Origin of the sequence: Melaminivora alkalimesophila (genome assembly GCF_000282995.1) — a bacterium.
In the GTDB taxonomy this organism is placed as follows: Bacteria; Pseudomonadota; Gammaproteobacteria; order Burkholderiales; family Burkholderiaceae_C; genus Melaminivora; species Melaminivora alkalimesophila.
In genome coordinates, this window is record NZ_ALEE01000457.1 from 1 (window position 1) to 5,162 (window position 5,162).

The 5,162-nt window shown below is 66.5% G+C and carries 7 protein-coding genes; 1 reads left to right on the plus strand and 6 read right to left on the minus strand.

The window, feature by feature from the left end; genetic code table 11:
• The 5 genes from A612_RS08900 to petA form a co-directional block, all read right to left on the minus strand.
• On the minus strand, positions 1–374 hold a 374-nt coding region (locus A612_RS08900), incomplete at its 3' end, for a ClpXP protease specificity-enhancing factor (RefSeq protein ID WP_019374148.1).
• A gap of 30 nt (positions 375–404) precedes the next feature.
• Positions 405–1,016 carry a glutathione S-transferase N-terminal domain-containing protein gene (locus tag A612_RS08905; RefSeq protein ID WP_019374149.1) on the minus strand — a complete coding sequence of 204 codons (612 nt, stop codon included), beginning with the start codon at positions 1,014–1,016 and terminating at the stop codon, positions 405–407.
• Between the two features lie 113 nt (positions 1,017–1,129).
• Positions 1,130–1,885 carry a cytochrome c1 gene (locus A612_RS08910; RefSeq protein ID WP_019374150.1) on the minus strand — a complete coding sequence of 252 codons (756 nt, stop codon included), beginning with the start codon at positions 1,883–1,885 and terminating at the stop codon, positions 1,130–1,132.
• 17 nt (positions 1,886–1,902) lie between these two features.
• Positions 1,903–3,324, minus strand: a complete 1,422-nt coding sequence (locus A612_RS08915; RefSeq protein ID WP_019374151.1) for a cytochrome b — start codon at positions 3,322–3,324, stop codon at positions 1,903–1,905.
• Between the two features lie 13 nt (positions 3,325–3,337).
• A complete protein-coding gene (gene petA / locus A612_RS08920) occupies positions 3,338–3,937 on the minus strand; it encodes a ubiquinol-cytochrome c reductase iron-sulfur subunit (RefSeq protein WP_019374152.1) in 600 nt (199 codons plus the stop codon).
• A 145-nt stretch (positions 3,938–4,082) separates the two neighbouring features.
• Here petA and mscL point away from each other — a divergent pair, with 145 nt between their 5' ends.
• Entirely contained in the window at positions 4,083–4,541 is a 459-nt protein-coding gene (gene mscL, locus A612_RS08925; protein WP_019374153.1) for a large conductance mechanosensitive channel protein MscL, read from the plus strand.
• A 32-nt stretch (positions 4,542–4,573) separates the two neighbouring features.
• On the opposite strand, the gene A612_RS08930 is transcribed toward mscL, so the two are convergent.
• On the minus strand, positions 4,574–5,162 hold a 589-nt coding region (locus A612_RS08930; RefSeq protein WP_019374154.1), incomplete at its 5' end, for a PdxA family dehydrogenase.

Consider the following 5,162-nt stretch of genomic DNA (forward strand, 5'->3'; position numbering starts at 1 on the left):
CCCGCCGGCAGCGGCCCGGCAGGGGCGAGCTGTGGGCCCTCCTCCAGCGGGAAGGCCATGCCCTGGCCGTTTTCGCGCGCGTAGATCGCCACCACCCGGCGCACCGGCACCAGGATCTCGTGCGGCTTGCCCCCGAAGCGCGCCTTGAACTCGATGAACTCGTTGCCCAGCTGCAGCGCCCCCGTGGCCTCGCTGCTCACGTTCAGCACGATCTCGCCGTTGTTGACGTATTCGCGCGGAACACGCACGGACCCATCGACGCGCACCACCAGGTGCGGCGTGAAGCCGTGGTCCGTGCACCATTCGTACAGCGCACGGATGAGGTAGGGGCGGGTGGAGGGCGGTTGCGCGCCGCCGGTGTCGTCGTGGTGCATCGTGCGCGGGCGTGAAGGGAGGGCAACGGGTTACTTGCGCATGACCTTTTCCGAGGGCGTGAGCGCCTCGATGTAGGCCGGCCGGGAGAAGATGCGCTCGGCGTACTTGAGCAGCGGAGCCGCATTCTTCGACAGCTCGATGCCATAGTAGTCCAGCCGCCACAGGAGGGGCGCGATGGCCACGTCGAGCATGGAGAAGTTCTCGCCCATCATGTACTTTTGCTTGAGGAACACCGGCGCGAGCTGCGTGAGCCGCTCGCGGATGTGGGCGCGCGCCTTCTCCAGCGCCTTCTCGTTGCCCTTGCTGGTGCGCGACTCGAGTGTGTTCACGTGCACGAACAGCTCCTTCTCGAAGTTCAGCAGGAAGAGGCGCACGCGCGCGCGGTCCACCGGGTCGCCGGGCATCAGCTGCGGATGCGGGAAACGCTCGTCGATGTACTCGTTGATGATGTTCGACTCGTACAGGATCAGCTCGCGCTCGACCAGGATCGGGACCTGGCCATAGGGGTTCATGACGTTGATGTCTTCGGGCTTGTTGTAGAGATCCACGTCGCGGATCTCGAAATCCATTCCCTTCTCGAACAGGACGAATCGGCAACGATGGGAGAAGGGGCAGGTCGTGCCCGAATAAAGCACCATCATGGTCAGCGGCTCCTAAAAATCAAAAAAGTGGACGCAGCTGCGCCCACTCTGCCAGACACTGCCGCGCCGGCACACCCTGGGGGCGCCGGCGCGGCGGATTGCGTCGTTCTTCCTTACTTGATGTCCTTCCAGTAGGCTGCGTTCAGCCTCCAGGCAATGAAGGTGAACACCGCCAGGAACATCAGCACCCACACACCCACGCGCACGCGGGTATTTTGCGCCGGCTCGCCCATCCACTGCAGGTAATTCACGAGGTCGCGCACGGCCTCGTCGTACTGCTGGGGCGTCATGCTGCCCTTGGAGATCTCCTCCCAGCCCTTGAACACCTGCTCGGTGCCGCTGCCCTGGGCGCGCTCCTCGAACACGGCGCGGCGCTCGCCCTGCAGCTGCCACAGCGCGTGCGGCATGCCGACGCTCGGGAAGGCCAGGTTGTTCCAGCCCGTGGCCTTGGTGTCGTCGCGGTAGAAGGTGCGCAGGAAGGTGTAGAGGTAGTCGGCGCCCGTGCCGCCCGAGCCGGCGCGCGAGCGGGCGATCACCGTCAGGTCGGGCGGGTTGGCGCCGAACCAGGCCTTGGCCTGCTGCGGATCGATGGCCGCCTTCATGGTCTCGCCCACCTTGTCGGTGGTGAACAGCAGGTTGTCCTTGATCTGCTCGTCGGTCAGGCCGATGTCCTTCAGGCGGTTGTAGCGCATGAAGGCCGCCGAGTGGCAGTTCAGGCAGTAATTCACGAACAGCTTGGCGCCGTTTTGCAGCGAAGCCGTGTCGCTGGTGTCGACCCGCACCTTGTCCCAGGCGATGCCGCCTTCGGCGGCCTGGGCGCCGGCGACAAACCCCACGGCTGCCAGCAGCGCGAAAAGGAATTTCTTCATGTTGTGGTTACTCCAGCTCAGTGGGGGGCGAAGGTCACGCGCTCGGGCACGGGCTTCGGGGTCCCGAGCCGGCTCCACCAGGGCATGAGCAGGAAGAAGCCGAAGTAGAACAGCGTGCCGACCTGGGAGACGCGCTCGCCGATGGGCGACGGCGGCTGCACGCCCAGGTACGCCAGGATCACGAAGTTGATCACGAACACGGCGTACACCCACTTGTGCCAGTCCGGACGGTAGCGGATCGAGCGCGCCGGGCTGTGGTCCAGCCAGGGCAGGAAGAACAGGATGACCACGGCCGCGCCCATCACCACCACGCCCCAGAACTTGGCGTCGATGGCCAGCATCAGGGCGATGCCGACCACGGCCGCCACCAGCACGATGCCCTTGACGATGCCCGGCAGGCGGCCCTTGAGCACGCCGAAGCCCGCACCCAGCACCACGCAGGCGACCAGCACGTACATCATCTCGGTGGTGATGGCGCGCAGCATCGAATAAAACGGCGTGAAGTACCAGACCGGGGCGATGTGCGCCGGTGTCTTGAGCGGATCGGCCGGGATGAAGTTGTTGTACTCCAGGAAGTAGCCGCCGAACTCGGGCGCGAAGAACACGATCGCCGAGAAGATGAACAGGAAGATGCTCACGCCCAGGATGTCGTGCACCGTGTAGTAGGGATGGAACGGCACGCCGTCCAGCGGGTTGCCGTTGGCATCCACCGGCTTGCCGGGGCCCTTGATCTCGATGCCATCGGGGTTGTTGGAGCCCACGTCGTGCAGCGCCAGCAGGTGGGCGACGACCAGGCCGAGCAGCACCAGCGGCACGGCGATCACGTGGAAGCTGAAGAAGCGGTTGAGCGTCGCATCGCCCACCACGTAGTCACCGCGGATCAAGAGCGCCAGGTCCGGGCCGATGAAGGGGATCGCCGAGAACAGGTTGACGATCACCTGGGCGCCCCAGTAGGACATCTGGCCCCAGGGCAGCAGGTAGCCCATGAAAGCCTCGGCCATCAGCGCCAGGAAGATGGCGCAGCCGAAGATCCAGACCAGCTCGCGCGGCTTGCGGTAGCTGCCGTACAAGAGGCCGCGGAACATGTGCAGGTACACGACCACGAAGAAGGCCGAGGCCCCGGTGGAGTGCATGTAGCGGATCAGCCAGCCCCAGGGCACGTCGCGCATGATGTACTCGACCGACTCGAAGGCCTTGGCGGCGTCGGGCTTGTAGTGCATCACCAGGAAGATGCCGGTGACGATCTGGATGACCAGCACAAGAAGGGCCAGCGAGCCGAAGATGTACCAGAAGTTGAAGTTCTTCGGAGCGTAGTACTCCGACATGTGGACGCGGTAGGCGTCGAAAGCCGTCGGGAAACGGTTCTCCAGCCAGTTCATGGTCTTCGCCCCCACCGAGGCGTTGGGCGAGACCTCCTTGAATTCGCGGTAAGCAGCCATGGTCCGTGCTCCCTCAGGCCTTCTTGTCTTCGCCGATCAACAGCTTGGTGTCGGACAGGTACATGTGCGGCGGCACCGGCAGGTTGTCGGGCGACGGCTTGTTCTTGAACACGCGGCCGGCCATGTCGAAGGTCGAGCCGTGGCAGGGACACAGGAAGCCGCCGTGCCAGTCGTCCGGCAGCGAAGGCTGGGGGCCGGTGGCGAACTTGTCGGTCGGCGAGCAGCCCAGGTGCGGGCAGATGCCGACGCACACCAGGATCTCCGGCTTGATGGAGCGGTGCTCGTTCTGCGCGTAGGGGGGCGTGAACTCGTCGGGGTTGCGCTTGGACTGCGGATCGGCCAGCTGGCTGGCCAGCTTGGGCAGCTCGGCGAGCTGTTCGGGCGTGCGCTTGATGATCCACACGGGCTTGCCGCGCCATTCCACGGTGATCTTCTCGCCGGCCTTGAGCTCGGAGATGTCCACCTCGACGGCGGCGCCGGCGGCCTTGGCCTTCTCCGAGGGCTGGAACGTGCTCACGAAGGGGACGGCAGTTGCCACGCCGCCCACCGCGCCGGCGCAGCCGGACGCGATCAGCCACGTGCGCCTGCTGGGGTCGATCGGGGTTTCACTCATGGGGATCCTTGGTATGCATCGCTGTGAAGGGTCAACCGTAAATTGTAGCGGAGTGAAAATCGACCGGACAGCGGCCTATCCCCGGCGCCGCTGCGCCCGCCTCGGGTAATACTCCCGGCTCCTCATCCACCTCAAGGAACATTGCATGGGCATCGCTCACGAGTTCAAGGAATTCGCCGTCAAGGGCAGCGTCGTCGACCTGGCCGTCGGCGTGATCATCGGCGGGGCCTTCGGCAAGATCGTCGACTCGGTCGTCAACGACCTGATCATGCCGGTGGTCGGGCTGGTGTTCGGCAAGCTGGACTTCTCCAACCTTTTCATCCCCCTGGCGCACGTCCCGCCCGACGTGCCGCACACCCTGGAAGCGGTGCGCAAGGCCGGGGTGCCGGTCTTTGCCTATGGCCACTTCCTGACGGTGTCGGTGAACTTCGTCATCCTGGCCTTCATCATCTTCCTGATGGTCAAGCAGATCAACCGCCTCAAGCGCGAGTGGCCGCACAAGGAAGAGGCCAAGAAGGACGAGCCGCCGCCCCCGCCGCCGGAGGACATCCAGCTGCTGCGCGAGATCCGCGACGCGCTGCAGCGCCCGCAATCGCAGCCCTGAGAGGCGGCTGCAGGAGCCGCCGGGCGGGCGGCTCAGGCCTGGGCGAGCGCGCGCGCCATGCGCACCGCCTCGACCAGGCTGGCGGCGTCGGCCACGCCCCGGCCGGCGATGTCGAAGGCCGTGCCGTGGTCGGGGCTGGTGCGCACCAGCGGCAGCCCCAGGGTCACGTTCACGCCCTTGTCCACCCCCAGGTACTTCACCGGGATCAGCCCCTGGTCGTGGTACATGGCGAGCACCACGTCGAATTCGCCCGGGCGCTCGGCCGTCGCGCGGGCCCGCATGAACACCGTGTCGGGGGCGTGCGGGCCGCTGGCGTCGATGCCCTCGGCGCGGGCGCGGGCGATGGCCGGCGCGATGGCCTCGAGCTCCTCGCGCCCGAACAGGCCGCCCTCGCCCGCATGCGGGTTCAGGCCGGCCACGCCGATGCGCGGCGCGCGCCCCAGGCTGCGCGCCAGCGCCGCGTGCGCGATGCGCAGCGTCTGCAGCACGTTCTCCTCGGTCACTGCCTCGATGGCCTCGCGCAGCGCCACGTGGATGCTCACCAGCACCGTGCGCAACTCGTCGCTGGCCAGCATCATGCGCACCGGCATCTGGGCCAGCGGCACGCCGGCGTGCCGCGCC

Excerpts from the sequence above, each read along its gene's own strand:
- A612_RS08915 (WP_019374151.1), bottom strand. The coding sequence starts at position 3,324 with ATGGCTGCTTACCGCGAATTCAAGGAGGTCTCGCCCAACGCCTCGGTG.
- A612_RS08905 (WP_019374149.1), bottom strand. The coding sequence starts at position 1,016 with ATGATGGTGCTTTATTCGGGCACGACCTGCCCCTTCTCCCATCGTTGC.
- petA (WP_019374152.1), bottom strand. The coding sequence starts at position 3,937 with ATGAGTGAAACCCCGATCGACCCCAGCAGGCGCACGTGGCTGATCGCG.
- mscL (WP_019374153.1), top strand. The coding sequence starts at position 4,083 with ATGGGCATCGCTCACGAGTTCAAGGAATTCGCCGTCAAGGGCAGCGTC.
- A612_RS08910 (WP_019374150.1), bottom strand. The coding sequence starts at position 1,885 with ATGAAGAAATTCCTTTTCGCGCTGCTGGCAGCCGTGGGGTTTGTCGCC.